Consider the following 24024-nt stretch of genomic DNA (forward strand, 5'->3'; position numbering starts at 1 on the left):
TAGGAGGGGCGATGCCCACCGCGAACGGCGGACGGACCAACCCGCTGCGCGACCCCCGTGACAAGCGGCTCCCCCGGATCGCCGGCCCCTGCGGACTGGTGATCTTCGGAGTGACCGGGGACCTGTCCCGCAAGAAGCTCATGCCCGCGATCTACGACCTCGCCAACCGGGGGCTGCTGCCGCCGGGCTTCGCCCTCACCGGCTTCGCCCGCCGCGACTGGGACCAGCAGGACTTCGGCCAGGTCGTCTACGAGGCCGTGCGCGAGCACGCCCGCACGCCGTTCCGGCAGGAGGTGTGGGACCGCCTCGCCGAGGGCCTGCGGTTCGTCCAGGGCTCCTTCGACGACGACGCCGCCTTCGACGAGCTGGAGCGCACCGTCCGCGAGCTCGACGAGAAGCGCGGCACCGGTGGCAACCACGCCTTCTACCTGTCGATCCCGCCCGGCGCGTTCCCGGTGGTCTGCAAGCAGCTCGCCCGCTCGGGGCTGTCCGCCCAGGAGGACCCGGACGTGTGGCGCCGGGTCGTCATCGAGAAGCCGTTCGGCCACGACCTCGCCTCGGCCATCGAGCTGAACGCGATCGTCAACGACGTCTTCCCCGAGGACTCGGTGTTCCGCATCGACCACTACCTCGGCAAGGAGACCGTCCAGAACGTGCTGGCGCTGCGGTTCGCCAACCAGCTGTTCGAGCCGATCTGGAACGCCAACTACGTCGACCACGTCCAGATCACCATGGCCGAGGACATCGGCCTGGGCGGGCGGGCCGGCTACTACGACGGCATCGGCGCCGCCCGCGACGTCATCCAGAACCACCTGCTGCAGCTGCTCGCGTTCACCGCGATGGAGGAGCCGACGTCGTTCTCCTCCGACGAGCTGCGCGCCGAGAAGATCAAGGTCCTCAAGGCGGTCAAGCTCGCGCACCCGCTCGACGCCACCACCGCCCGCGGCCAGTACGAGGGCGGCTGGCAGGGCGGCGAGGAGGTGCCCGGGTTGGCCCAGGAGGAGGGGTTCGACCCGGAGTCGACCACCGAGACCTTCGCCGCGATCACCTGCGAGGTCGAGAACCGCCGCTGGGCCGGGGTGCCGTTCTACCTGCGCACCGGCAAGCGTCTGGGCCGCCGCGTCACCGAGATCGCCGTGGTGTTCAAGCGGGCCCCGCACCTGCCGTTCGACGCGACGATGACCGAGGAGCTGGGGCAGAACGCCCTGGTCATCCGGGTGCAGCCGGACGAGGGCGTCACCATGCGCTTCGGGTCCAAGGTGCCGGGCAGCCAGATGGAGGTCCGCGACGTCACGATGGACTTCGGCTACGGCAACGCCTTCACCGAGGCCTCCCCCGAGGCCTACGAGCGGCTCATCCTCGACGTGCTGCTCGGCGAGCCGTCGCTGTTCCCGGTCAACGAGGAGGTCGAGCGGTCCTGGGAGATCCTCGACCCGGTCCTGGAGCACTGGGCCGCCGACGCGCGCGGCCCGGACTCCTACCCCGCCGGGTCCTGGGGCCCGGTGTCGGCCGAGGAGATGCTGGCCCGCACCGGGCGCCACTGGAGGCGGCCGTGAGCGCACGGACGGCAGCCGCGGAGAAGACGGAGACCCCATCGTGATCATCGATCTCCCGTCGAGCACCACCTCGGCGGTCAACCGCAAGCTCGTCGAGCTCCGCGAGTCCGGTGGCGTGTTCGCGCTGGGCCGGGTGCTGACCCTGGTCGTCGTCACCGACGACGGCCCGGAGCTCGAACGCGCGATCGACGCCGCCAACGCGGCCAGCCGCGAGCACCCCTGCCGGGTGATCGTCCTGGCCCGCGGGCAGCGGCGGGCCTCGCCGCGGCTCGACGCCCAGATCCGGGTCGGCGGCGACGCCGGCGCCAGCGAGGTCATCGTGCTGCGCGGCTACGGCCCGCTCGCGGCCGAGGAGGCGGGCGCGGGCATGGTCATGCCGCTGCTGCTGCCGGACGCCCCGGTCGTCGCGTGGTGGCCGAACGAGGCGCCCGCCTCGCCGTCGGAGGACGCGGTGGGCCGCCTCGCGCAGCGCCGCATCACCGACGCGCTGTCGTCGAAGAACCCGGTGAAGGCGTTCGAGGCGCGCCGCAAGGACTACGCGCCCGGCGACACCGACCTGACCTGGACCCGGCTCACGCAGTGGCGGGCCCAGCTGGCGGCCGCGCTGGACGTGCCGCCGTACGAGGACATCAGCGCCGCGGTCGTCGCCGGGGAGGCGGTGTCGCCGTCCACCGAGCTGGTCGCGGGCTGGCTCGCCGCGAGCCTGGGGGTGAAGGTGAAGCGCTCTCCGTCGGAGAGGGACAACGGGCTCTCGCTGGTCCGGCTGACGCGCCCGTCCGGTGACGTCGAGCTGGCCCGCCCGGACGGCAAGACCGCCCGGCTGACCCAGCCCGGCCAGCCGGAACGGCTGATCGCGCTGGCCCGTCGGCACGTGTCGGACTGTCTCGCCGAGGAGCTGCGCAGGCTCGACCCGGACGAGGTCTACGCCGAGGCTCTCGCCGGGGTGGCGAAGGTGACCCGCGGCCGCACCCCGGTGAAGGTGCGCGCGTGAGCGCCGCGACGCAGGTGCAGGTCGCGGTGCACCCGGACAAGGACGCGCTCGCCGCGGCGACCGCGGCCCGGCTGATCACCGCGCTGGTGGACCTGCAGGCCGCGGGCACCGTCCCGCGGCTGGTGCTCACCGGCGGCGGGGTCGGGATCCAGCTGCTGCGCGACGTCGCCGCCTCCGCGGCGCGCGACGCCGTCGACTGGGCCCGGGTGGACCTGTTCTGGGGCGACGAGCGCTTCGTCCCCGCCGACGACGGCGAGCGCAACGACCGCCAGGCCCGCGAGGCCCTGCTCGACGCGCTGCCGCTGGACCCGGCCCGGGTGCACCCGATGCCCGCGGCCCCGCCGGGCGGCGGCACGCGCGACGACGCCCTCGCCGCGGCCGCCGACTACGCCCGGCTGCTCGACGACCTGGCCGGCCCCGACGAGGACGGCGTCCCCGCGTTCGACGTGACCCTGGTCGGGATGGGCGAGGAGGGCCACACCCTGTCGGTGTTCCCCGACTCCCCCGCCGTGCACGAGCAGGCGGCGACGGTCGTCGCGGTCTTCGACTGCCCGAAGCCGCCGCCGACCCGGATCTCGCTGACCCTGGCCGCGGCGCGCCGCTCGCGCGAGGTGTGGGTGGTGGCCGCCGGGGCGGGCAAGGCACCGGCCGTCGCGGGTGCGCTCACCGGAACGCCGGAGACCGAGCTGCCGGTCGGCGGGGCCCGCGGCACCGTCACGACCCGCTGGCTGCTCGACACCGAGGCCGCCGCGGACCTGCCCGACGGGATCGTCGCCCGGGTCTCCTGACGGGCGGCCCCCGGATGTGAAATGCCGCGCCCGGGCGGGGTGCCGCACGTGGACCTGCGGTTAGGGTCCCCGTCATGCGTATCGGCACCCCGCTCGGCCCGGACCCCACCCGCGTGCTGCTGCTCGGCTCGGGTGAGCTGGGCAAGGAGGTCGCGATCGCGTTCCAGCGCCTCGGCGTGGAGGTCGTCGCCGTCGACCGCTACCCGCACGCCCCCGCCCACCAGGTGGCGCACCGGTGGCACGCGATCGACATGACCGACCCGGTGACGCTGGCGACGCTCATCGAGCAGGAGGCGCCCGACCTCGTCATCCCCGAGATCGAGGCCATCGCCACCGGCGCCCTGGCCGAGATCGAGGCGGCCGGGACGACCGTGGTCCCCACCGCGCGGGCCGCGAAGCTGACCATGGACCGCGAGGGCATCCGGCGCCTCGCCGCCGAGGAGCTGGGCCTGCCCACCTCCCCCTACGTGTTCGCCGACACCCTCGACGAGGTCCGCGACGCCGTCGCGACGGTCGGGCTGCCGTGCGTGCTCAAGCCGGTGATGTCCTCCTCCGGCAAGGGCCAGTCGGTCCTGCAGAGTGCCGACGACGCCGACGCCGCCTGGGAGTACGCCCGTACCGGCGCCCGGGTGTCGAACCCGCGGGTGATCGTCGAGGGCTTCGTCGAGTTCGACTACGAGATCACCCAGCTCACCGTCCGGCACGCCGGCGGCACCGCGTTCTGCGAGCCGATCGGGCACCGCCAGGAGAACGGCGACTACGTCGAGTCCTGGCAGCCCCAGCCCATGTCCGACGCCGCGCTGGCCGCCGCCCGCGACGTGTCCGCCCGGATCACCGAGGCCCTCGGCGGGTGGGGCCTGTTCGGGGTGGAGCTGTTCGTCCGCGGCGACGAGGTGCTGTTCTCCGAGGTGAGCCCCCGCCCGCACGACACCGGCCTGGTCACCCTCGCCACCCAGCGGCTCTCGGAGTTCGAGCTGCACGCCCGCGCCGTGCTGGGCCTGCCGGTGGACACCGCGCTGCGCTCCCCCGGCGCGTCGGCGGTGGTCTACGGCGGCAAGGAGATGGACGCCCCGGCCTACGAGGGCGTCGCCGACGCGCTCGCGGTCGAGGGCGCGGACCTGCGGCTGTTCGGCAAGCCCTCCGCGACCGAGCGGCGCCGGATGGGCGTCGCGGTCGCCCACGCCGACGACGTCGACACCGCCCGGGAGCGCGCGACCCGCGCCGCCGGGCTCGTGCGCCCGGTCCCCCGGGAGCGATGAGTCGGGCGCACCGCGCCGGTCTCCCCCGTGTGACGCCGAGAGCCGGCGTCGCGGGGAGGGGACGACATCATGAAGCCGATCACGCCGTGCCTGTGGTTCGACGACGTCGCCGAGGAGGCGGCCCGGTTCTACACCGGCATCTTCCCGGACTCGGGCGTCGACACCGTCGTGCACTACGGCCCGGAGGTCCCCGACCGGGAGGGCCGGGTCCTGACCGTGGGGTTCCGGATCAACGGCCAGCCCTACACCGCACTGAACGGCGGTCCGGTGTTCACCCTCTCCGAGGCGATCTCGATGGAGGTGCACTGCGAGTCCGTCGAGGAGGTCGACCGTTACTGGGACGCCCTGGTCGACGGCGGCGTCGAGCAGCCCTGCGGGTGGCTCAAGGACCGCTACGGGGTGTCCTGGCAGGTGATCCCGCCGGGGGTGCGGGAGTGGCTGACCTCGCCCGACGCCGAGGCCCGGTCCCGGGTCGCGCGGGCCGTGTACGCCACCCACGGCAAGCTCGACGCCGTCGCCCTGGAGAAGGCGTACCGCGGGTAACCTGGTCCGGGTGGCGGCACGGACCGGACTCGTCGTGGCGGGCGCGGGAGCGCGCGGCGCCTACGAGGCGGGTGCGCTGACCGAGCTCCTGCCGCGGATGGCGCGGCGGTGGTCGGCGCCGTCGGTGCTGGTCGGCACGAGTGCGGGCGCGCTCACCGTGGCCGCGCTGGCCGGGCTGTCCGATGTCGCCCCGGACGCCGCGGCCGCCGAGCTCGTCGCCCGCTGGTCCTCGGTGCGCACCGAGGAGGTCGTGGCGCTGCCGTCGTCGGCGGTGGAGGCGACCGCGGCCTACCTCGGGGACCTCGCCGGGGTCCCGTCGTGGCTGCGGAGGCTGCTGCTGGTGCCGGACCGGGTGACCCGCCTCCTCGACGCCGACCGGCTGCGCCCGGTGGTGGACCGGGTCGTCGACTGGGACCGGCTGCACGACGCCGTCGCCCGCGGCCGGGTCGACGCCGTCGGGGTGGCGTGCACCGCCGCCGGCACCGGCGGGACCACGGTGTTCGTCGAGCGCGGGCCGGACGTGGCGCTGCCGCCGTACGACCCGGGTCGCGACATCCGCTACGTCGACGCCCGGCTGGATCCGGACCACCTGCTCGCCTCGGCCGCGGTGCCGGTGCTGTTCGCGCCGCGTCGCATCGAGGGCGAGGCGGCCGGCTGGTATCTCGACGGCGGGGTCCGGCTCAACACCCCGCTCAAGCCCGCACTGCGCCTGGGCGCGGACCGGGTCGGCGTCGTCGCGACGACACCGGACGTCCCGTTCGGCGAGTCCGCCGCGGCGCCGTCCCCGGCGGACCGGGTGCCCGACGTGTACGCGGTCGCCGCGCTGGCGCTGCGCATCGTGCTGGGCGCCGGGGTGACCGAGGACCTGCGGACCCTGCGCGCGGTCAACGCGCTGGTCGACCGCGGCGAGGACCGGCGGCACCGCCGGATCGCGACCTGGTTCGCCGGGCCGCCCGCCGACCGGGCCACCGAGCTGGCGGAGCTGGCCGACGCGGTGCGCCGCCGCGAGTACGGCGGGCTGCGCGCGCTGCGGAACCCGTCGCTGGCCGTGCTGGAGCGGCTGGTGGGCGGTGCGGTGCCGGACGCCGACACCACCCACGGCGCGGAGCTGCTCAGCTTCCTGTTCTTCGACCCGGTGTTCGCCGCCGCGGCGGCGGACCTGGGTGCGGCGCACGCCGCGCGCGCCGTCGCCCCCGAGGGCGGGGCGGCGCGCCGCCGGACGGCCCGTCCGGCGGCGCGCTGACGGCTCAGACCGCGTCGCTGCCGCGTTCGCCCGTGCGGACGCGCACGATGGTGTCGACCGGCTGCACCCAGATCTTCCCGTCGCCGATCTTGCCGGTGCGGGACGCCTCGACGACGGCGTCGACGACCTTGTCGGCGATCTCGTCGTCGACGACGGTCTCGATACGCACCTTCGGCACGTAGTCCACCGAGTACTCCGCGCCGCGGTAGATCTCGGTGTGTCCCTTCTGCCTGCCGTGCCCGCGGACCTCCCCGACGGTCAGCCCGAGCACACCGAGGTGTTCGAGCGCACCGCGGACGTCCTCCAGCGCGAACGGCTTGACGATGGCGGTGACGAGCTTCATCGGCTCTCCCCCACGGGCTCACGGGTGGCCGGCGTCGCGGGGCGGGAGGACCCGGCGAGCGCGCGGCTGCCCAGCGACGAGAAGTCGTAGGCGGTCTCGGCGTGCTCGGTCTCGTCGATGCCGGTGGCCTCGTTCTCCTCGTCGATGCGGAACCCGATGGTCACCTTGATCAGGTAGCCGAGGACCAGCGCGACGACGAAGGAGTACAGCAGCACCGCACCCGCGGCGAGCGCCTGGCGGCCCAGCTGGACCAGCCCGCCGCCGTAGAACAGGCCGTTGTCGCCGGCGGCGGCGGAGTTGACGCTGTTGTCGCCGAAGAAACCGATGAGCAGGGTGCCCACGATGCCGCCGACGAGGTGGACGCCGACGACGTCGAGGGAGTCGTCGAGGCCGAAGCGGAACTTCAGCCCGACGGCCAGCGCGCACACCGCACCGGCGATGAGCCCGATGGCCAGCGCCCCGACCGGCTGCACGAACCCGCACGCCGGGGTGATCGCGACCAGACCGGCGACGGCGCCGGAGGCCGCACCGAGGGTGGTGGGGTGCCCGTCGCGGACCTGCTCGACGAGCAGCCAGCCGATCAGCGCGGTGGCGGTGGCGAGCATGGTGTTGGTGAAGGCGGTCGCGGCGAGGTCACCCGCGGAGAGCGCGGAACCGGCGTTGAAGCCGAACCAGCCGAACCACAGCAGCGCCATGCCCAGCAGCACGAACGGGAGGTTGTGCGGACGCATCGGCTCGCGCGGCCAGCCGCGCCGCTTGCCGAGCACGATCGCCAGCGCGAGCGCCGCGGCACCGGCGTTGATGTGCACCGCGGTGCCACCGGCGAAGTCCTCGGCCTTGAGGGTGTTGGCGATCCAGCCGCCGACGTTGTCCGGGCCGGTGAAGCCGTCGAAGGCGAACACCCAGTGCGCGACCGGGAAGTACACGATGGTCACCCACAGCACGACGAACGCGGTCCAGCCCCAGAACTTCGTGCGGTCCGCGACGGCGCCGGAGATCAGCGCCGGGGTGATGACCGCGAACATGAGCTGGAACATCACGAACGCCGGCGCGGGCAGGGCGTCGGTGCCCGGCCACGGGGCCGAGTCGCTGCCGACGCCGACCACCGCGCCGACGGTGTTCGCCAGCCCGGCGAACTCCCCGCCGCCGATCAGGCCGCCGCCCACGTCGTTGCCGAAGGCCCAGCTGTAGCCGTACAGCGCCCACAGGACGCTGACCACGGCCAGGCAGATGGTGCTCATCATCAGCATGTTGAGCACGGACTTGCTGCGGGTCATCCCGCCGTAAAAGAACGCCAGTCCCGGCGTCATCAACATCACCAGCGCGGCGCTGACCAGCACCCACGCGGTGTCTCCCGCATTCACGCCCACGCGTCCCTCCGTCGTCGCAGTTCCCCGACCCCGGCAGGGATGGTTCGCCCGCGGTGTTTCGTGGAGCAACCGTGTGCGGTTTCCGGTGGGTGTCGGGTCCGGGCATCCGGCACGCCCCGCGCAGACACCGCCGACGCGACACACGACGCAGCCGGGACCGACGGTCCGAACCCGGACCGGGCGCACCGATGAGTTCCGGCGACGGCCCCGGTCTCCTCTGCAACGGCGGCCCCGGCCCGGGACCGCGAGCACCGAGGGAGCCCGCCATGACCACCACCACCCGTACCGGGACCGCGTCCACCACCTCCGCCACCCGTCGTCCGCGGGCCGCCACCGTCGGCCTGTGGGTGCTGCAGGTGCTGCTGGCCGCGGTCTTCGTGATGGCGGCGCTGCCGAAGGTCGACGCCGACCCGGTCGCGGTCGCCGGGTTCGACCTGCTGGGCCTGGGGACCGTCGGCATGGTCGTGGTCGGCTGGCTGGAGCTGGCCGGCGCGGTCGCCCTCCTGGTCCCGCGGCTGTGCGGGCTCGCCGCCGTCTGCCAGGTCGCGCTGATGGTCGGGGCCACGGCAGTCACCGTGGTGCTGGTGCCCGCGATGGTCGTGTTCCCGGCGCTGACCCTGGTGGCGGTGTGCGTGGTCGCGTGGGCCCGCCGCCGCGACACCGCGGCCCTGCTGCGCGGCCTGCGCCGCTGACCGGCCGCACGGCGACGGCCCGTCCCCCGGTCCGGGGGGCGGGCCGTCGTGGTGCGGGTCGGGCTCAGCCGATCCCGTCAGCCCATCTCGTCGAGCCGGCCGTTCGTGTAGTCGTCGTAGGCGGCCAGGTCGAGGAAGCCGTGACCGCAGTAGTTGAACAGGATCACCTTCTCCTCCCCGGTCTCCTTCGCGGCGAGCGCCTCGTCGATGGTGGCGGCGATGGCGTGCCCGCACTCCGGCGCCGGGATCTTGCCCTCGGTGCGCGCGAACTGGATGGCGGCCTCGAACACCTTCCCCTGCGGGTAGGCGACGGCCTCCATCCGCTCGTCCTTGACCAGTGAGGACACCTGCGGCGAGTCACCGTGGTAGCGCAGCCCGCCGGCGTGGATCGACGGCGGCACGAAGTCGTGGCCCAGGGTGTACATCGGCATCAGCGGGGTGAGGCCCGCGGTGTCGCCGAAGTCGTAGTCGTAGCGGCCCTGGGTCAGCGTCGGGCACGAGAGCGGCTCGACGGCGAGCAGCCGCACGCCGGAGTCCGGCACGAAGGGGAAGGCGATCCCGCCCAGGTTGGAGCCGCCACCGCACGGCGCGATGACGACGTCGGGCAGCCGCTCCCCCGCCAGCGCCAGCTGCTCCTTCGCCTCCAGACCGATCATGGTCTGGTGCAGCAGGACGTGGTTGAGCACCGACCCGAGCGCGTAGTGGGTGTCGGGGCGGCCGACGCAGTCGCGGACCGCGTCGGAGATGGCCGAGCCGAGCGAGCCGGGGTGGTCGGGTTCGTCGACGGGTGACGGCACGACCTCGCCGCCCCAGGTCTCGATCGCGATCCGCCGGTAGGGCTTCTGCCCGTAGGACGCCCGCACCATGTAGACCTTCAGGTCCAGGTCGAACTGGGCCGCGGCGAACGACAGCGCGGTCCCCCACTGGCCCGCGCCGGTCTCGGTGGTGAGCCGGGTGGTGCCCTCCCGCGCGTTGTAGAACGCCTGGGCCACGGCCGTGTTGGTCTTGTGGCTGCCCGAGGGCGAGATGGATTCGTCCTTGAAGTAGATCCGCGCCGGCGTGCCCAGCGCCTTCTCCAGCCGGGTCGCGCGGACCAGCGGCGTGGGCCGCCACAGCCTCAGGATGTCGAGGACCTCACCGGGGACGTCGATCCACGGCTCGGCGCTGACCTCCTGCTCGATCAGGGCCGTCGGGAACAGCGGCGCCAGGTCGTCCGGGACGACCGGCTCGCGGGTCCCGGGGTGCAGGGGCGGCTGCGGCGGCGTCGGCAGGTGCGGCACGACGTTGAACCATGCCGAGGGGATCCGGTCCGGGGGCAGCGTCCAGCGGCTCATGACCACCGAATCTAACCCGGACGTGCGCCCGGTCACGACCCCGGCGCGCCGTGGGACCGGGTCAGAGCTCTCGGGAGGCCCGCAGCCGGCCGAGGGCCTCCTCGAGGATGGCCTCGCCGTCGGCGTCGCTGCGCCGCTCCTTCACGTACGCCAGGTGCGTCTTGTACGGCTCGGTCCGGGGCGCGGCGGGCGGGTTCTCCGCGTCGCGTCCGCCCGGCAGCCCGCAGCGCGGGCAGTCCCAGGTCTCGGGGACCTCGGCCTCCGCGGCGAACCAGGTGTTGTTGACGTGCCCGTTCGCACAGTAGAACGGGATGCGCTCGCGCGGAGCGGTCTCGCCCCGCTCGTTCTCGCCCATCGGTCCCGCACCGACCCGGGTACCGCGGATCGCGTTGCCGCCTGCCATGTCCCGTTCCCTCTCGTCCGTCCGAGGTGTCAGCCGGTGGCCAGCAGCAGGCCGTTGCCGACCACCGCGATGAGCCAGATGAGACCGACGAAGACCGTGTAGCGAGCGATGTTGCGGTCCGCCGCCGCCGAGCCGGACAGGCTCGACTGCACGCCGCCACCGAAGAGACTGGTCAGACCACCACCCTTGCTGCGCTGCAGCAGGACCATCGCGATCAGCAGGAGGCTGGTCACGATCAGGATGATCTGGAGGGTCAGGATCACGTGCGCTTCCCCATCAGTGGTCGCTCGCCGGAGTGGGGAGAGAATACTCCAGCGGCCCCGGCCCCCACTGACAGGGGACCGGGGCCGCGGGACGGGAACGGGGCCGCCTACGGCAGCGGACCACCCGCGGCGATCGCCGACAGCTTCGCGAACTCCTCGGCGTCGAGGCTGGCGCCGCCGACGAGTGCGCCGTCGACGTCGGTCTGGGCCACGATCTCGCCCACGTTCGACGACTTCACCGAGCCGCCGTAGAGGACGCGGACCGTCCCGGCGACCTCGTCGGAGTACAGCTCGGCCAGCGTCGCCCGCAGCGCGGCACAGACCTCCTGGGCGTCGGCCGGGCCCGCCACCTTGCCGGTGCCGATCGCCCAGACCGGCTCGTAGGCGAGCACGAGACCGGCCGCCTGCTCGGCGGTGACGCCCTTCAGCGCCCCGCGCAGCTGGTCGGTGCAGTGCTGCACGTGGGTGCCCGCCTCGCGGACGTCCAGGCCCTCGCCGACGCACAGGATCGGGGTGATCCCGTGCTTGAGCGCGGCGAGCACCTTGGCGTTGACGACCGCGTCGTCCTCGCCGTGGATCTCGCGACGCTCGGAGTGCCCGACGGCGACGTAGGTGCAGCCCAGCTTGGCCAGCATGACGCCCGACACGTCACCGGTGTAGGCACCGGAGTCGTGCGGGGACAGGTCCTGGGCGCCGTGCACGAGGCGCAGCTTGTCGCCGTCGATCAGCGTCTGCACGCTGCGGATGTCGGTGAACGGCGGCAGGACGGCCACCTCGACCTTGTCGAGGTACCGGTCGGGCAGGGCGAAGGCGAGCTTCTGCACCACCGCGATGGCCTCGAGGTGGTTGAGGTTCATCTTCCAGTTGCCCGCGATGAGGGGCTTACGGGTGGCCATCAGGCGTCCTCCTCCAGCACGACGACGCCCGGCAGGGTCGCGCCCTCCAGGAACTCCAGGGACGCGCCGCCCCCGGTGGAGATGTGGGAGAACGCGTCCTCGGCGATGCCGAGCGCCCGGACCGCGGCGGCGGAGTCCCCGCCACCGACGACGGAGAAGGCGTCGCCGTCGGCGATCGCCTGCGCGACACCGCGGGTGCCCTCGGCGAACGGCGCCAGCTCGAACACGCCCATCGGGCCGTTCCAGAAGATCGTCTTCGCGTCGGCGATGCGGGCCGCGAACTCCCGCACCGAGTCGGGCCCGATGTCGAGGCCCATCCAGCCGTCGTCGATCCCGTCCACCGGCACCGTCTTCGTGTTCGCGTCCGCGGAGAACGCGTCGGCGACGACGACGTCGGTCGGGAGGACGATCTTGCCGGACTCCAGGAGCGTCCGGCAGGTGTCGACCTGGTCGGACTCCAGCAGCGAGGAGCCGACGCCGTGGCCCTGCGCGGCAAGGAACGTGAAGCACATCCCGCCGCCGACGAGCAGCGTGTCGACCTTCGGCAGCAGCGCCTCGATCACGGCCAGCTTGTCCGAGACCTTGGAGCCGCCGAGCACGACCGCGTACGGGCGCTCCGGCGAGCCGGTCAGGGTGCGGAGCACCTCGACCTCGGACAGGACGAGCCCGCCGGCGTAGGCGTCGAGCCGCTGCGCGACGTCGTAGACCGACGCCTGCTTGCGGTGGACCACGCCGAACCCGTCGGAGACGAACGCCGCGTCCTCGCCGACCAGGGCGACGAGCTCGTCGGCGAACGCGCCGCGCTCGGCGTCGTCCTTGCTGGTCTCGCGGGCGTCGAACCGGATGTTGTCCAGCAGCACGACGTCGCCGGCGGCCGTCGACGGGAGCGGGGTGCCGAGCTCGACCAGGCGCACCGGGGCGCCCAGCAGCTCGCCGAGCCGCTGCGCGACCGGGGCCAGCGAGAGCTTCTCGTCGGGCCCGTTCTTCGGGCGACCCAGGTGCGCGGTGACGACGACCTGCGCGCCCGCACCGGACAGCGCCTGGATCGTCGGCACCGACGCACGGATGCGGCCGTCGTCGGTGATGTTCCGGTCGTCGTCGAGGGGAACGTTCAGATCGGAGCGGACCAGCACGGTCCGGCCCTGTACGCCCTCGGCGACGAGGTCGTCGAGGGTCCTCACAGCTTCGACGCCACCAGACGGGTGATGTCGACGAGGCGGTTGGAGTAGCCCCACTCGTTGTCGTACCAGCCGACGATCTTGACCTGGTTGCCGATGACCTTGGTCAGACCCGAGTCGTAGATGCACGAGTGCGGGTCGGTCACGATGTCGGAGGAGACGATCGGGTCCTCGGTGTACTTCAGGACGCCGGAGAGCGGGCCCTCCGCGGCCGCCTTCATCGCCGCGTTGATCTCGGCGGCGGTGACCTCCTTGCGGACCTCGACGGTCAGGTCGGTGGCCGAGCCGGTGGGGATCGGCACCCGCAGCGCGTAGCCGTCGAGCTTGCCCTTGAGGTGCGGCATGACCAGCGAGATCGCCTTCGCCGCACCGGTGGAGGTGGGGACGATGTTCAGGGCGGCGGCGCGGGCGCGGCGCAGGTCCTTGTGCGGCCCGTCCTGCAGGTTCTGGTCCTGGGTGTACGCGTGGATCGTGGTCATCAGACCCTTCTCGATCCCGGCCAGGTCGTCGAGCACCTTCGCCATCGGCGCGAGGCAGTTGGTGGTGCAGGACGCGTTCGAGACGATGGTCTGCGAACCGTCGTAGTCGCCGTCGTTGACGCCCTTGACGATGGTGATGTCCTCGTCGGTCGCCGGGGCGGAGATGACGACCTTCTTGGCGCCGCCGTCGAGGTGCTTGGCCGCGGCCTCGCGCTTGGTGAAGATGCCGGTCGACTCGACGACGACGTCGACGCCCAGGTCCTTCCAGGGCAGCTCGGCGGGGTCGCGGACGGCCAGGCCCTTGAAGCCCTTGCCGTCGACGACGATCTCGTCGCCCGAGGTGGTGACCTCGTAGGGCAGGCGCCCCAGGATCGAGTCGTACTTGAGCAGGTGCGCGAGCGTCGCGTTGTCGGTGATGTCGTTCACCGCGACGATCTCGATGTCCGTGGTGCCGGCGGCGCGCTGGGCGTCCACCGCCCGCCAGAAGTTCCGGCCGATGCGGCCGAAGCCGTTGACTCCTACGCGGACCGTCACAGATGCCTCCAGGGCTCGTCGTGCCTGTCGTCTTCTCCCCCGGCCCGCCGGGTCCCGGCGGTGGGGTGTGGCAGGTCGATCGCGGGTCGGCGCCCGTGGCGGGCGCCGGCGCGTGCCGTGCTCGGCAGCCACCCTATCGGCGCATCGGCCGTCGCGACCCCCGTAGGGCCCGTGACCTGCGCCGCGCTCGGGGATCGGGCGCGGTCGGACCGCTCCGGACGGGCCCCGGTGTGGGGACGGACCGGTACCGGCCGGTATCCGGACACACGACGGCCCCGTGCCCGGGCGGGTCACGGGGCCGTCGCGGGCGTGCTCAGGCCAGGCGGAGCAGGCGGCGCCAGCCGGGGCGGGTGTCGGGGACGCCGGCGGCGGCGCGCTCGTCGTCGGAGAAGCCGTCGACGGGCTCGTGCGGGCGGCCGTCGCGGGCGCGGGTCACGAACGCCGAGGCCGCGGACAGCGCCGCGGTGACCCCGGCCGCGCCGGGACCGGCGGTGATGGTGGCGGTGACCGGCACGCCGAAGCGCTCGGCCCCGTCGCCCGCGGGCCGCTCGGCGACGGCGACGGCGGCGTCCCCGCCCTCGCCCCGGTTCTCCCCGGCCGCGGCCGCCCGCGCGCCCGCGGCGGCCGGGATCGTGCCGGTGGTCACGTCGACCAGCACGAACTCCCAGGCGTAGGTGCTCTGCTGGTGGACGATGCGCTCGCGGACGGCGGAGGTGTCGCCGACGGCGCCCTCCCCGACGAGCAGGACGACGACCCGCTCGGGGCGGTCGGCCTCGTCGCGGGCGGCGAGCTCGTCGCCGACGGCGCCGAGCAGCCGGGCCGCGCCGCCGCGCAGGTCCGGGCCGCCGAGCGGGCGCAGCTTCGCGGGCAGTGCGGTGCGGGCCTCGGCGGCACCGACCGGGACGGCGGGCGGGTGCGTGCCGTCGGGCAGCGAGCGGGTGAGGTCGTCCCCGGTGGCGACGACGACCTGCAGGTGACCGTCGTGGGCGTCCTGCTCGGCGAGCAGGTCCGCGAGACCGGAGCGCAGCGCGGGCAGGAGCGGCCGCAGCATGCTGGATCGATCGAGATGAACGGCGAGGAGGGTGGAGCCCGGGATCGTCACGGCGGCATCATGCCCGACGCCCCGCACCCCCCTCGTGACGGGGTGTGACCGCGGTCAGCGCCCGCCGCCCTCCTCCTCCAGCATCTCGGCGGTGACGGCGGACTCGGTGTCGGGGATGCCGAGCTCGGCGGCCTTCTTGTCCGCGGTCTGGAGCAGCCGCCGGATCCGGCCGGCCACGGCGTCCTTGGTCATCGGTGGGTCGGCCAGCTGGCCCAGCTCCTCCAGCGACGCCTGGGTGTGCTCGGCCCGCAGCCGCCCGGCGGCCTGCAGGTGCTCGGGCACCTCGTCGCCGAGGATCTCCAGGGCGCGGCTGACCCGGGCCGCCGCGGCGACCGCGGCACGCGCCGAGCGGCGCAGGTTGGCGTCGTCGAAGTTCGCGAGCCGGTTGGCCGTCGCCCGGACCTCGCGGCGCATCCGGCGCTCCTCCCAGGACAGGACGCTCTGGTGGGCGCCCATCCGGGTCAGCAGCGCGCCGATCGCGTCGCCGTCGCGGACCACGACCCGGTCGGCGCCGCGCACCTCGCGGGCCTTCGCCGCGACGCCCAGCCTGCGTGCCGCGCCGACCAGGGCCAACGCGGCCTCGGGGCCGGGGCAGGTGACCTCCAGTGCGGAGCTGCGGCCCGGCTCGGTGAGCGACCCGTGCGCGAGGAACGCACCACGCCAGGCGGCCTCGGCGTCGGACAGGTCACCGGAGACCACGGGCGGCGGCAGCCCGCGCACCGGGCGGCCGCGGTTGTCGAGCAGCCCGGTCTGGCGGGCGAGTCCCTCGCCGTCGCGGATCACCCGGATCACGTAGCGGGCGCTGCGGCGCAGACCGCCCGCGGTGATCACGTGCGCGTCGGCGGTGTGGCCGTAGAGCTCGTGGATCTCGCGGCGCAGCCTGCGGGCGACCGAACCGGTGTCGACCTCGGCCTCGATCACCACCCTGCCGCCCACGATGTGCAGGCCGCCTGCGAAGCGGAGCAACGAGGCGACCTCCGCGCGCCGCGACGACTGCTTGGTGACGGTGAGCCGGCTCAGCTCGTCCTTCACCGTGGCGGTCATGGCCATCGGGAGCTCCTTCCGCGCTGCGGGCTGTCGTGCTGCGGCCTGTCGTGCGTGCCGTTCTCCGCCGGGGCCCGGCCGGGGGTCAGAGTGCCGAACACGTCGGCGAGTGCCCCGGCCAATGCGTCCGGGTCGTGCCGCGGGGTCGCCGCCCGGGCGTCGGCGACGGCGGCCGGCCACACCCGTCCGCCGGGGACCAGCAGGTCGGCGGCGGCCGCGTCCAGCCGGTCCGGCAGGCTCACCGACCCGGCGTCGGCCAGGACGGCGTGCACCCGCAGACCGGGAGCGTGCCCGGACAGTACTTCAAGGTGCTGTTCGGGGGAGAAACCGGCGGTCTCCCCCGGCTCGGGGGCCAGGTTGAGCAGCACGACCCGGGCCGCCGGGGTCTCCAGCAGCGCGTCGCGCAGCCCGGGCACGAGCAGGTGCGGGAGCACGCTGGTGAACCACGAGCCGGGTCCGAGGAGCACGACGTCGGCGTCGCGCACCGCGCGGACGGCCTCGTCGCAGGCGGGCGGGTCGGCGGGCCGCAGCCAGACCCGGCGCACCCGGCCCGGGGTGGAGGCGACGGCGACCTGACCGCGGATCAGGTGGGCGCCGTCGACGCCGTCCAGCGCGACCTCCGCCTCGATGTCCAGCGGCACCCGGGCCATCGGCAGGACCCGTCCGGCGCAGCCCATCAGCTCGCCGACGGTCGCCAGTGCGCGCACGGGGTCGCCGTCGCGTTCCAGCAGCCCGGCGAGCAGCAGGTTGCCCACCGCGTGCCCGGCCAGGGCGCCGGTCCCGCCGAAGCGGTGCTGGACCAGCCCGGACCAGAAGCGGCCCCGCTCGTCGTCGCCGGCCAGGGCCGCGAGTGCCATCCGCAGGTCGCCGGGCGGGAGCAGGCCGAGCTCGCGGCGCAGCCGCCCCGAGGACCCGCCGTCGTCGGCCACGGTGACCACGGCGGCGATGTCGGTGACCGGCGGGCAGCGGCGCAACGCGGTCAGCGTGGCGTGCAGGCCGTGCCCACCGCCGAGCGCGACCACGCGCAGTCCCCCGGTGCGCTCGGGTGGGCGTGGGCTCACTCGCGCCCCATGTCGCGGTGCTCGACGTTGACCTGGATGCCCTCGCGGTCGGCGAGCCGGCGCCCGATCTCCTCCGAGATCGCCACCGAGCGGTGCTTGCCGCCGGTGCAGCCGACGGCCACGGTCAGGTAGCGCTTGCCCTCGCGCCGGTACCCGGCGCCGACGAGGTCGAGCAGCTCCAGGTAGCGGTCGACGAACTCCTCCGCGCCCTCCTGGGACAGCACGTAGTCGCTGACCTCCCGGTCGCGGCCGGTGTACGGGCGCAGCTCGGGGATCCAGTGCGGGTTGGGCAGGAACCGCACGTCGACGACGAGGTCGGAGTCCAGCGGCAGCCCGTACTTGTAGCCGAACGACAGCACCGTCACCCGGGTCGCGGCATGCGCGCTCTCCTGGGCGAACGAGCCCTCGATCCGGGTCCGCAGGTCGTGCACCGACAGGTTCGAGGTGTCGACGACGAGGTCGGCGTCCTCGCGCAGCGGCCGCAGCACCTCGCGCTCGGCGTTCAGGCCGTCGGTGATGCGCCCGGCGCCCTGCAGCGGGTGCGAGCGGCGGTTCTGCTCGAAGCGGCGCACCAGCACCGCGTCGGAGGCCTCCAGGAACAGCAGCTTGGGCCGGTAGCCGCGGCCGTCGAGGTCCTTGATGACGGCACCGAGGTCGTCGGTGAACGCGCGGGAGCGCACGTCCATCACCACCGCGATCCGGGCCACCTCGCCCCGGGCCCGCGATCCCAGCTCGACCATCGTGGCGATGAGCTCGGGCGGCAGGTTGTCCACCACGAACCAGCCCAGGTCCTCCAGGACCTTCGCCGCGGTGCTGCGCCCGGCCCCGGACAGGCCGCTGACCACCGCGACCTCGATCCCCGGGCCCGCGGTCACCTCGCCGTTGTCGTCGGTCATGCCTTCTCCCCCTCGGTTCCGGCGTGCAGGGCCGCGACCACGGATTCGGCGGTCCGGCGACCGAAGCCGGGCACACCGGCGATCTCGTCGACGTCGGCGGCGCGCAGCTTGCGCACCGACCCGAAGTGCTTGAGCAGCGCCTGCTTGCGGGCCGGGCCGAGCCCGGGGACCCCGTCGAGAGCGGACGCCGTCATGCCCTGCGAACGACGCTGGCGGTGATAGGTGATGGCGAACCGGTGCGCCTCGTCGCGGATCCGCTGCAGCAGGTAGAGCCCCTCGCTGGTCCGGGACAGGATCACCGGGTCGGTGTCGTGGGGCAGCCAGACCTCCTCGAGGCGCTTGGCGAGCCCGCAGACCGCGACGTCGGTGATCCCCAGCCCGGCCAGTTCCGCGGCCGCCGCGTCGACCTGCGGCTTCGCGCCGTCGACGACGAGCAGGTTCGGCGGGTAGGCGAACTTCTTGGGCCGCCCGGTCTCGGGGTCGATCCCGGTGCGCACGGTGTCGCCGGGCGCGACCTCCCCGGAGCCCTCGGTGGGGGCCGGCTCGTCGGCGGTCTCGGCCAGGTAGCGGCGGAACCGGCGGCGCACGACCTCGGCGATCGAGGCCACGTCGCCCTCGGCGGCGGCCTCACGGATCTCGAAGCGGCGGTACTCGGACTTGCGGGGCAGCCCGTCCTCGAAGACCACCAGCGACGCGACCACGTTCGTGCCCTGCACGTGGCTGATGTCGATGCACTCGATACGCAGCGGCGCCTGGTCGAGCTCCAGGTTCTCCTGGATCTCCTGCAGCGCGGCCGACCGGGCGGTGAGGTCCCCGGCGCGGCGCAGCTTGTGCTGGGCGAACGCCTCCTTCGCGTTCCGCGCGACGGTCGCGGCGAGGTCCCGCTTGTCACCGCGCTGCGGCACCCGGATCCCCACCCTGGAGCCGCGCAGCCCGGTCAGCCAGCGCTCCAGCGCGGGCGTGTCGGAGGGCAGCACCGGGACGAGGATCTCCTTGGGCACCGGCTGCGCCGCGTCGTCGGCGGCGCCGGCGAGGGCGTGCTGCTCGCCGTAGAACTGGGAGACGAACCGCTCGACGAGCTGCTCGGTGTCGGTCGGCTCGACCTTGTCGATCACCCAGCCGCGCTGGCCGCGGACCCGGCCGCCGCGGACGTGGAAGACCTGGACCGCGGCCTCCAGCTCGTCCTCGGCGAAGGCGACCACGTCGGCGTCGGTGCCGTCGCCCAGCACGACGGCCTGCTTCTCCAGGGCGCGGCGGAGCGCCCCGAGGTCGTCGCGCAGCCGGGCCGCGCGCTCGAACTCGAGGTTCTCCGAGGCCTCGGCCATCTCGCGTTCGAGCTGGCGGACCATCCGGTCGGTGCGTCCGGACAGGAAGTCGGAGAAATTCTCGACGATGTCGCGGTGCTCGTCGGCGGTGACCGTGCCCACGCAGGGGGCGGAGCACTTGTCGATGTAGCCGAGCAGGCAGGGCCGCCCGATCTGGCCGTGCCGCTTGAAGACCCCCGTCGAGCAGGTGCGCGCGGGGAAGACCCGCAGCAGCAGGTCGAGGGTCTCGCGGATGGCCCAGGCGTGGGCGTACGGGCCGAAGTAGCGGACGCCCTTGCGGCGCGGGCCGCGGTAGACGTGCAGCCGCGGGTACTCCTCGTGCATCGTCACGGCGAGGACGGGATAGCTCTTGTCGTCGCGGTAGCGGACGTTGAACCGCGGGTCGTACTCCTTGATCCAGTTGTACTCGAGCTGGAGGGCCTCGACCTCGGTCCCGACGACCGTCCACTCCACCTTCGCCGCGGTGGTGACCATCTGCCGGGTGCGCGGGTGCAGGCCGGACAGGTCGGCGAAGTAGGAGTTCAGCCGCTGCCGCAGGCTCTTGGCCTTGCCGACGTAGATCACCCGGCCACGGGGGTCGGAGAAGCGGTACACCCCGGGCGACTCCGGGATCGTCCCGGTCGCCGGACGGTAGGTGCTGGGGTCGGCCATGGTGACTCCCAGGGTAGTTGCGGGCACCGACGGTCCCGGTCCGGCCCCGGCCTCGGCGCGGGCCCCGGACGAGGTGTAGGGACGCGTGTCGGCCGGGGACCTCGCGCGGCGCCGCCGGAACTGTCGGTAGGGTCCGGTACACCTCGCCCTCGAACACGAGTTCGACCATACCGAGCCCGAGGAGACCGCCGTGAGCACCGCGCAGGAGACCGGCCCCCGCACCGACATCGGCACCGCGCCGGGTGAGCAGGTGCCCGGGGCCCGGCTGGACCGGATCCGCAAGCTGCTGGCGAAGGCGGAGCGGGCCGGCACGCCGGACGAGGCCGAGATCTACACCGACAAGGCGTTCGCCCTGATGGCGCGGCACGGGATCGACGAGGCGCTGCTCGCGGCGGCCCCCGGCGCCGGGGCGGCGCGGGCCGACCCGATCGGGCGGAGCCGGATCACCGTCGACAACCCCTACAGCGGGGCGAAGGCGCGGCTGCTGGGGTGGACGGCGTCGGCGCTGCGCTGCCGCTGGGTGATGCACGACCAGCGGGGCGGCTCGGTCGCCGCGGTCACCGTGTTCGGGTTCGCCTCCGACCGGGAGCGGGTGGAGCTGCTCTACACCTCGCTGCTGCTGCAGGCCACGGCCGCGCTGGCCGCGGTCCGCCCGCCGGACCCCGGCGAGTCGGTGGCGGCCTACCGGCGGTCCTGGATCTACGGCTTCGCGGGCCGGGTGTACGAGCGGTTGTGCGAGGCCGAGCGCTCCGCGCTGGGCGAGACCGAGGCGGAGACCGGGCGGGCGGCGGCGTCGACCGAGCTGGTGCTGGCCGACCGGGGTGCCGAGGTGGACCGCGCCTACGACGCCGAGTTCGGCCGGCTGCGCCGCGCCCGCCGCCCGCAGGTGTCGGGCAGCGGTTTCCGGCACGGTGCCGCCGCGGCCGACCGGGCCGACCTGGGCGGCCCGCGCCTGGACGGCCGGGCCGGGGCGCCGGGCATCGGCGCCTGAGCCGTCACTCCCCCAGGACGGCGGTGCGGTGCAGGGTGCGCAGGGTGCGGACGTGGCGCACGGCCAGCCCGCGGTCGACGGCCTGCACGGCGAGCACCGACTGGTACTCGTCGTCGGGCAGCTCCAGGCGGGCCGAGGCGGCACCGTCGGGGAACGAGACGCCGTGCACGTCGGCCCAGTCGTACCACCGGGCGGTGATGACGTTGCGGACCTCGATGCCGTGGCTGTCGGCGCGCACCCGGGGGCGGGCCATGAGCAGCAGACCGCCGGCGACGAACGCCCCGATGACCATCATCGCGACCTGGTCGGCCGGCTGGAAGATCACCCCGGTGTCCTCGGCGGGCATGAAGTAGGCCGCGATGAGGAAGAACACCATCACGCCGGCGGCGCTGAGCCAGGCGGTCCAGCGGATGACCCGCGGGCGCAGGGTCACCGCGTCCGGCCCGGGTCCGGTCCGGGTCTGCGCCGCCGGGGCGGGGGCGGTGGAGTCGGTCGGCTGCTCGGTCACTGGAGTCTCCCTGTGCTGACCCGGGTCGGGATCACGGGCGGGTCGGGGCGCCGGCGCGCAGGTCGCGCAGCGCCAGCGCCGATTCGAGTGCGGCGATGCAGGCCTCGGACCCCTTGTCCTCGGCGGCGCCCGGCGCACCGGAGCGGTCGACCGCCTGGTCCACCGTGTCGGTGGTGAGCACGCCGTTGCCGACCGGGGTCGACTCGTCGAGCGCCACGCGGGTGAGGCCCGCGGTGACGGCGTCGCAGACGTACTCGAAGTGCGGGGTGCCACCGCGGACGACGACACCGAGCGCGACGACGGCGTCGTGACCGCGGGCCAGCTCCTGGGCGACGACCGGCAGCTCGACGGTGCCGGGTACCCGCACGACGGTGGGCTCGGCACCGGCCTCCCGGGCCGTGGCGACGGCCCGTTCCAGCAGCCGGTCCACGATCTCGGCGTGCCAGCGGGCCGCCACCACCCCGACCCGCAGTCCGCTCGCGTCCAGCTGCGTGGCCCCGGAGGGCCGGCCCTCACCGCTCATGGGCCGATTCTCGCCTCTCGGCCCGCGCGCCGCGCCACGGGGTCTCCCGGTGCGCGGTGCGCGGCCGGGTCACAGCGCCGGATCGGCGACCTCGCCGAGGTCGGGCAGGTCGTGGCCCATCCGGTCGCGCTTGGTGCGCAGGTAGCGCAGGTTCTGCGGGGTCGCGCGCACCGGCATCGGCTCGCGGCCGACCACGCGCAGTCCGTAGCCCTCCAGCCCGGCCCGCTTGTCCGGGTTGTTGGTGAGCAGCCGCATCGACCTGACGCCGAGGTCGGCGAGGATCTGGGCGCCGATGCCGTAGTCCCGGGCGTCGGCGGGCAGCCCCATCGCGAGGTTGGCGTCGACGGTGTCGGCGCCGGCCTCCTGGAGCTGGTAGGCCTGCAGCTTGTGCAGCAGGCCGATCCCCCGGCCCTCGTGTCCGCGCATGTAGAGCACGACGCCGCGGCCCTCCTTCGCGACGGCCTCCAGGGCCGCGTCGAGCTGGGGGCCGCAGTCGCAGCGCAGCGAGCCGAGGACGTCGCCGGTGAGGCACTCGGAGTGCACCCGGACGAGCACGTTCTCGCCGTCGTCGGCGGGGGTGGCGATGTCGCCCATCACCATGGCGATGTGCTCGGTGCCGTCGAGGGTGCAGTCGTAGCCGTGCGCGAGGAAGTCACCGTGGCCGGTGGGGATCCGCGCGGTGGCGACCCGCTCGACGTGCTTCTCGTAGCGGCGCCGGTAGGCGATGAGGTCGGCGATGGTGATCAGCGTGAGGTCGTGGTCGGCGGCGAACACGCCGAGCTCCTCGCCGCGGGCCATCTCGCCGGTGTTCTTCTCCGAGACGATCTCGCACAACGCGCCGGCGGCGGGCAGACCCGCCATCCGGGCGAGGTCGACCGCGGCCTCGGTGTGCCCGGGGCGGCGCAGCACGCCGCCCTCGCGGGCCTGCAGCGGCACGACGTGGCCGGGCCGGACCAGGTCGTGCCGGTCGGTCCCCGGGTCCGCGAGCGTGCGGATCGTGTGCGCGCGGTCCTGGGCGGAGATGCCGGTGGTGATGCCCTCCTTCGCGTCCACGGTGACCGTGTACGCGGTGCGGAAGGAGTCGCGGTTGGTGTGGTGCATCGGCGGCAGGTCGAGCCGCTCGCAGGCCTCCCCGGTGATGGCCACGCAGACGTAGCCGGAGGTGTAGCGGACGGTGAACGCCAGCAGCTCCGCGGTCGCCTTCGACGCCGCGAAGATCAGGTCGCCCTCGTTCTCGCGGTCCTCGTCGTCCATCACGACGACCGGCTTGCCCTCGGCGATGTCGGCGATGGCCTTCTCGATCTGGGCGAAGCGCTCGGCCCGCTCCGAGGGGGACATCGCGGTGTGCGGGGCGTCGGGCAGCTTGCCCGACCCCTGGCCTGCCGGAGTGACCGGCGACGTCAACGGCTCGCTCACCGGGCGGCCCCTTCCTGTCCGGACCCGGGCCCCTGCAGGTACCCCGCGGTCATGCGTTCCACGTACTTGGCGATCACGTCGACCTCCAGGTTGACCGGGTCCCCCGGGGTGCGCGACCCCAGTGTGGTCTCGGCGAGGGTCGTCGGGATCAGCGCCACCCCGAACCCGTCCGGGTACACGGTGGCGACGGTCAGCGAGACACCGTCGACGGCGACGGAGCCCTTCTCCACGACGTAGCGGGCGAGCTCGGCGGGCAGCGAGAAGCGGACCTCGTCGCTGCGCTCGCCGGGGGTGCGGGAGACGACGGTGCCGACGCCGTCCACGTGCCCCTGCACGATGTGGCCGTCGAGCCGGCCCCCGGCGGGTACGGCGCGCTCCAGGTTGACCCCGGACCCGGCGCCGACGGCGCCGAGCGAGGTCCGCTTCAGCGTCTCGGGCACCAGCTCCAGGGTGAGCGTGGCCGCGCCCGGCCCGGTGACGACGGCGGTGAGGCAACAGCCGTTCACCGCGACCGACTCCCCGTGCCCGACCTCGGCGGCCAGGGCCGCGCGCACGGTCAGCACGACGACGTCGTCGTCGGTGCGGACGTCGACGACCTCGCCGACCTCCTCCACGATCCCGGTGAACATCGCCCG

25 protein-coding genes are annotated in these 24024 nt (G+C 74.1%); 8 read left to right on the forward strand and 17 right to left on the reverse strand.

The features are described 5' to 3' along the window. Positions 1–11: 11 nt before the first annotated feature. The 6 genes from zwf to MTO91_RS15050 all read left to right on the forward strand — a co-directional run bounded on the left by zwf (position 12) and on the right by MTO91_RS15050 (position 6380). Complete coding sequence (gene zwf, locus MTO91_RS15025) at positions 12–1556, forward strand: glucose-6-phosphate dehydrogenase (RefSeq protein ID WP_073574719.1); 1545 nt, start codon at positions 12–14, stop codon at positions 1554–1556. Positions 1557–1596: 40 nt separating this feature from the next. Further along, positions 1597–2547: a glucose-6-phosphate dehydrogenase assembly protein OpcA gene (gene opcA / locus MTO91_RS15030; protein WP_476651579.1), complete on the forward strand. Its 951-nt coding sequence runs from the start codon at positions 1597–1599 to the stop codon at positions 2545–2547. Continuing rightward, entirely contained in the window at positions 2544–3335 is a 792-nt protein-coding gene (pgl, locus tag MTO91_RS15035) for a 6-phosphogluconolactonase (RefSeq protein ID WP_476651580.1), read from the forward strand. Before opcA ends, pgl begins: the two co-directional genes overlap by 4 nt. 74 nt (positions 3336–3409) lie before the next feature. Then, positions 3410–4594, forward strand: a complete 1185-nt coding sequence (gene purT, locus MTO91_RS15040; RefSeq protein ID WP_476651582.1) for a formate-dependent phosphoribosylglycinamide formyltransferase — start codon at positions 3410–3412, stop codon at positions 4592–4594. 69 nt (positions 4595–4663) lie between these two features. Continuing rightward, positions 4664–5137: a VOC family protein gene (locus MTO91_RS15045; RefSeq protein WP_476651584.1), complete on the forward strand. Its 474-nt coding sequence runs from the start codon at positions 4664–4666 to the stop codon at positions 5135–5137. A 10-nt stretch (positions 5138–5147) separates the two neighbouring features. After that, positions 5148–6380 carry a patatin-like phospholipase family protein gene (locus MTO91_RS15050; protein WP_476651586.1) on the forward strand — a complete coding sequence of 411 codons (1233 nt, stop codon included), beginning with the start codon at positions 5148–5150 and terminating at the stop codon, positions 6378–6380. A gap of 4 nt (positions 6381–6384) precedes the next feature. Here the strand turns inward: MTO91_RS15050 and MTO91_RS15055 are convergent, their stop codons facing one another. Next, complete coding sequence (locus MTO91_RS15055; protein WP_476651587.1) at positions 6385–6723, reverse strand: P-II family nitrogen regulator; 339 nt, start codon at positions 6721–6723, stop codon at positions 6385–6387. Next, positions 6720–8039, reverse strand: coding sequence for an ammonium transporter (locus tag MTO91_RS15060; protein WP_476654895.1), 1320 nt, complete (start codon positions 8037–8039; stop codon positions 6720–6722). Before MTO91_RS15060 ends, MTO91_RS15055 begins: the two co-directional genes overlap by 4 nt. 320 nt (positions 8040–8359) lie before the next feature. Here MTO91_RS15060 and MTO91_RS15065 point away from each other — a divergent pair, with 320 nt between their 5' ends. Continuing rightward, entirely contained in the window at positions 8360–8785 is a 426-nt protein-coding gene (locus MTO91_RS15065; RefSeq protein ID WP_251782392.1) for a DoxX family protein, read from the forward strand. 77 nt (positions 8786–8862) lie between these two features. Here MTO91_RS15065 and MTO91_RS15070 read toward each other — a convergent pair whose 3' ends face one another. The 11 genes from MTO91_RS15070 to uvrC form a co-directional block, all read right to left on the reverse strand. Beyond that, on the reverse strand, positions 8863–10119 hold the full coding sequence (locus MTO91_RS15070) for a TrpB-like pyridoxal phosphate-dependent enzyme (protein ID WP_476651589.1): 1257 nt from the start codon (positions 10117–10119) through the stop codon (positions 8863–8865). Between the two features lie 61 nt (positions 10120–10180). Then, complete coding sequence (locus MTO91_RS15075) at positions 10181–10522, reverse strand: RNA polymerase-binding protein RbpA (protein WP_020627702.1); 342 nt, start codon at positions 10520–10522, stop codon at positions 10181–10183. A gap of 29 nt (positions 10523–10551) precedes the next feature. Further along, positions 10552–10785 (reverse strand): preprotein translocase subunit SecG, encoded by a 234-nt coding sequence (gene secG, locus MTO91_RS15080; protein ID WP_020627703.1) that lies wholly within the window; start codon positions 10783–10785, stop codon positions 10552–10554. Between the two features lie 107 nt (positions 10786–10892). Then, the gene (tpiA, locus tag MTO91_RS15085; protein ID WP_062395591.1) at positions 10893–11681 is read right to left on the reverse strand and encodes a triose-phosphate isomerase; all 789 of its coding nucleotides are present in this window, start codon (positions 11679–11681) and stop codon (positions 10893–10895) included. After that, positions 11681–12862, reverse strand: coding sequence for a phosphoglycerate kinase (locus MTO91_RS15090; RefSeq protein WP_476651592.1), 1182 nt, complete (start codon positions 12860–12862; stop codon positions 11681–11683). The genes tpiA and MTO91_RS15090 overlap by 1 nt, the downstream gene beginning before the upstream one ends. After that, positions 12859–13872, reverse strand: a complete 1014-nt coding sequence (gap, locus tag MTO91_RS15095; RefSeq protein WP_476651594.1) for a type I glyceraldehyde-3-phosphate dehydrogenase — start codon at positions 13870–13872, stop codon at positions 12859–12861. The genes MTO91_RS15090 and gap overlap by 4 nt, the downstream gene beginning before the upstream one ends. 313 nt (positions 13873–14185) lie before the next feature. Then, positions 14186–14923: a hypothetical protein gene (locus MTO91_RS15100; protein WP_476651596.1), complete on the reverse strand. Its 738-nt coding sequence runs from the start codon at positions 14921–14923 to the stop codon at positions 14186–14188. A gap of 105 nt (positions 14924–15028) precedes the next feature. Further along, the gene (gene whiA / locus MTO91_RS15105) at positions 15029–16024 is read right to left on the reverse strand and encodes a DNA-binding protein WhiA (RefSeq protein ID WP_062395598.1); all 996 of its coding nucleotides are present in this window, start codon (positions 16022–16024) and stop codon (positions 15029–15031) included. Further along, positions 16015–17046 carry a uridine diphosphate-N-acetylglucosamine-binding protein YvcK gene (locus tag MTO91_RS15110; protein WP_178373934.1) on the reverse strand — a complete coding sequence of 344 codons (1032 nt, stop codon included), beginning with the start codon at positions 17044–17046 and terminating at the stop codon, positions 16015–16017. The genes whiA and MTO91_RS15110 overlap by 10 nt, the downstream gene beginning before the upstream one ends. Positions 17047–17075: 29 nt before the next feature. Next, positions 17076–17975 carry an RNase adapter RapZ gene (gene rapZ / locus MTO91_RS15115; protein WP_476651598.1) on the reverse strand — a complete coding sequence of 300 codons (900 nt, stop codon included), beginning with the start codon at positions 17973–17975 and terminating at the stop codon, positions 17076–17078. Further along, positions 17972–19951: an excinuclease ABC subunit UvrC gene (uvrC, locus tag MTO91_RS15120; RefSeq protein WP_208821210.1), complete on the reverse strand. Its 1980-nt coding sequence runs from the start codon at positions 19949–19951 to the stop codon at positions 17972–17974. Before uvrC ends, rapZ begins: the two co-directional genes overlap by 4 nt. A 190-nt stretch (positions 19952–20141) precedes the next feature. Here uvrC and MTO91_RS15125 point away from each other — a divergent pair, with 190 nt between their 5' ends. Beyond that, the gene (locus MTO91_RS15125; protein WP_346103620.1) at positions 20142–20942 is read left to right on the forward strand and encodes a DUF2786 domain-containing protein; all 801 of its coding nucleotides are present in this window, start codon (positions 20142–20144) and stop codon (positions 20940–20942) included. Positions 20943–20946: 4 nt separating this feature from the next. Here the strand turns inward: MTO91_RS15125 and MTO91_RS15130 are convergent, their stop codons facing one another. The 4 genes from MTO91_RS15130 to MTO91_RS15145 all read right to left on the reverse strand — a co-directional run bounded on the left by MTO91_RS15130 (position 20947) and on the right by MTO91_RS15145 (position 24018). After that, a complete protein-coding gene (locus tag MTO91_RS15130) occupies positions 20947–21450 on the reverse strand; it encodes a PH domain-containing protein (RefSeq protein ID WP_374107477.1) in 504 nt (167 codons plus the stop codon). Positions 21451–21481: 31 nt separating this feature from the next. After that, positions 21482–21973: a 6,7-dimethyl-8-ribityllumazine synthase gene (ribH, locus tag MTO91_RS15135; RefSeq protein ID WP_405416842.1), complete on the reverse strand. Its 492-nt coding sequence runs from the start codon at positions 21971–21973 to the stop codon at positions 21482–21484. A gap of 69 nt (positions 21974–22042) precedes the next feature. Next, positions 22043–23311, reverse strand: coding sequence for a bifunctional 3,4-dihydroxy-2-butanone-4-phosphate synthase/GTP cyclohydrolase II (locus MTO91_RS15140; protein WP_251782974.1), 1269 nt, complete (start codon positions 23309–23311; stop codon positions 22043–22045). Between the two features lie 74 nt (positions 23312–23385). After that, positions 23386–24018 carry a riboflavin synthase gene (locus tag MTO91_RS15145; RefSeq protein ID WP_251782386.1) on the reverse strand — a complete coding sequence of 211 codons (633 nt, stop codon included), beginning with the start codon at positions 24016–24018 and terminating at the stop codon, positions 23386–23388. Positions 24019–24024: the final 6 nt, after the last annotated feature.

This window comes from Pseudonocardia sp. 2-7 (assembly GCF_056341085.1).

What these genes read in the sequence shown, in the direction of transcription:
- MTO91_RS15075 (WP_020627702.1), bottom strand. Translation starts at nt 10,522, where the DNA reads ATGGCAGGCGGCAACGCGATCCGCGGTACCCGGGTCGGTGCGGGACCG.
- tpiA (WP_062395591.1), bottom strand. Translation starts at nt 11,681, where the DNA reads ATGGCCACCCGTAAGCCCCTCATCGCGGGCAACTGGAAGATGAACCTC.
- MTO91_RS15145 (WP_251782386.1), bottom strand. Translation starts at nt 24,018, where the DNA reads ATGTTCACCGGGATCGTGGAGGAGGTCGGCGAGGTCGTCGACGTCCGC.
- ribH (WP_405416842.1), bottom strand. Translation starts at nt 21,973, where the DNA reads ATGAGCGGTGAGGGCCGGCCCTCCGGGGCCACGCAGCTGGACGCGAGC.
- purT (WP_476651582.1), top strand. Translation starts at nt 3,410, where the DNA reads ATGCGTATCGGCACCCCGCTCGGCCCGGACCCCACCCGCGTGCTGCTG.
- MTO91_RS15055 (WP_476651587.1), bottom strand. Translation starts at nt 6,723, where the DNA reads ATGAAGCTCGTCACCGCCATCGTCAAGCCGTTCGCGCTGGAGGACGTC.
- MTO91_RS15065 (WP_251782392.1), top strand. Translation starts at nt 8,360, where the DNA reads ATGACCACCACCACCCGTACCGGGACCGCGTCCACCACCTCCGCCACC.
- MTO91_RS15100 (WP_476651596.1), bottom strand. Translation starts at nt 14,923, where the DNA reads ATGCTGCGGCCGCTCCTGCCCGCGCTGCGCTCCGGTCTCGCGGACCTG.
- MTO91_RS15070 (WP_476651589.1), bottom strand. Translation starts at nt 10,119, where the DNA reads ATGAGCCGCTGGACGCTGCCCCCGGACCGGATCCCCTCGGCATGGTTC.
- MTO91_RS15140 (WP_251782974.1), bottom strand. Translation starts at nt 23,311, where the DNA reads ATGTCCCCCTCGGAGCGGGCCGAGCGCTTCGCCCAGATCGAGAAGGCC.
- MTO91_RS15060 (WP_476654895.1), bottom strand. Translation starts at nt 8,039, where the DNA reads ATGTTGATGACGCCGGGACTGGCGTTCTTTTACGGCGGGATGACCCGC.
- rapZ (WP_476651598.1), bottom strand. Translation starts at nt 17,975, where the DNA reads ATGACCGACGACAACGGCGAGGTGACCGCGGGCCCGGGGATCGAGGTC.
- whiA (WP_062395598.1), bottom strand. Translation starts at nt 16,024, where the DNA reads ATGGCCATGACCGCCACGGTGAAGGACGAGCTGAGCCGGCTCACCGTC.
- zwf (WP_073574719.1), top strand. Translation starts at nt 12, where the DNA reads ATGCCCACCGCGAACGGCGGACGGACCAACCCGCTGCGCGACCCCCGT.
- uvrC (WP_208821210.1), bottom strand. Translation starts at nt 19,951, where the DNA reads ATGGCCGACCCCAGCACCTACCGTCCGGCGACCGGGACGATCCCGGAG.
- MTO91_RS15045 (WP_476651584.1), top strand. Translation starts at nt 4,664, where the DNA reads ATGAAGCCGATCACGCCGTGCCTGTGGTTCGACGACGTCGCCGAGGAG.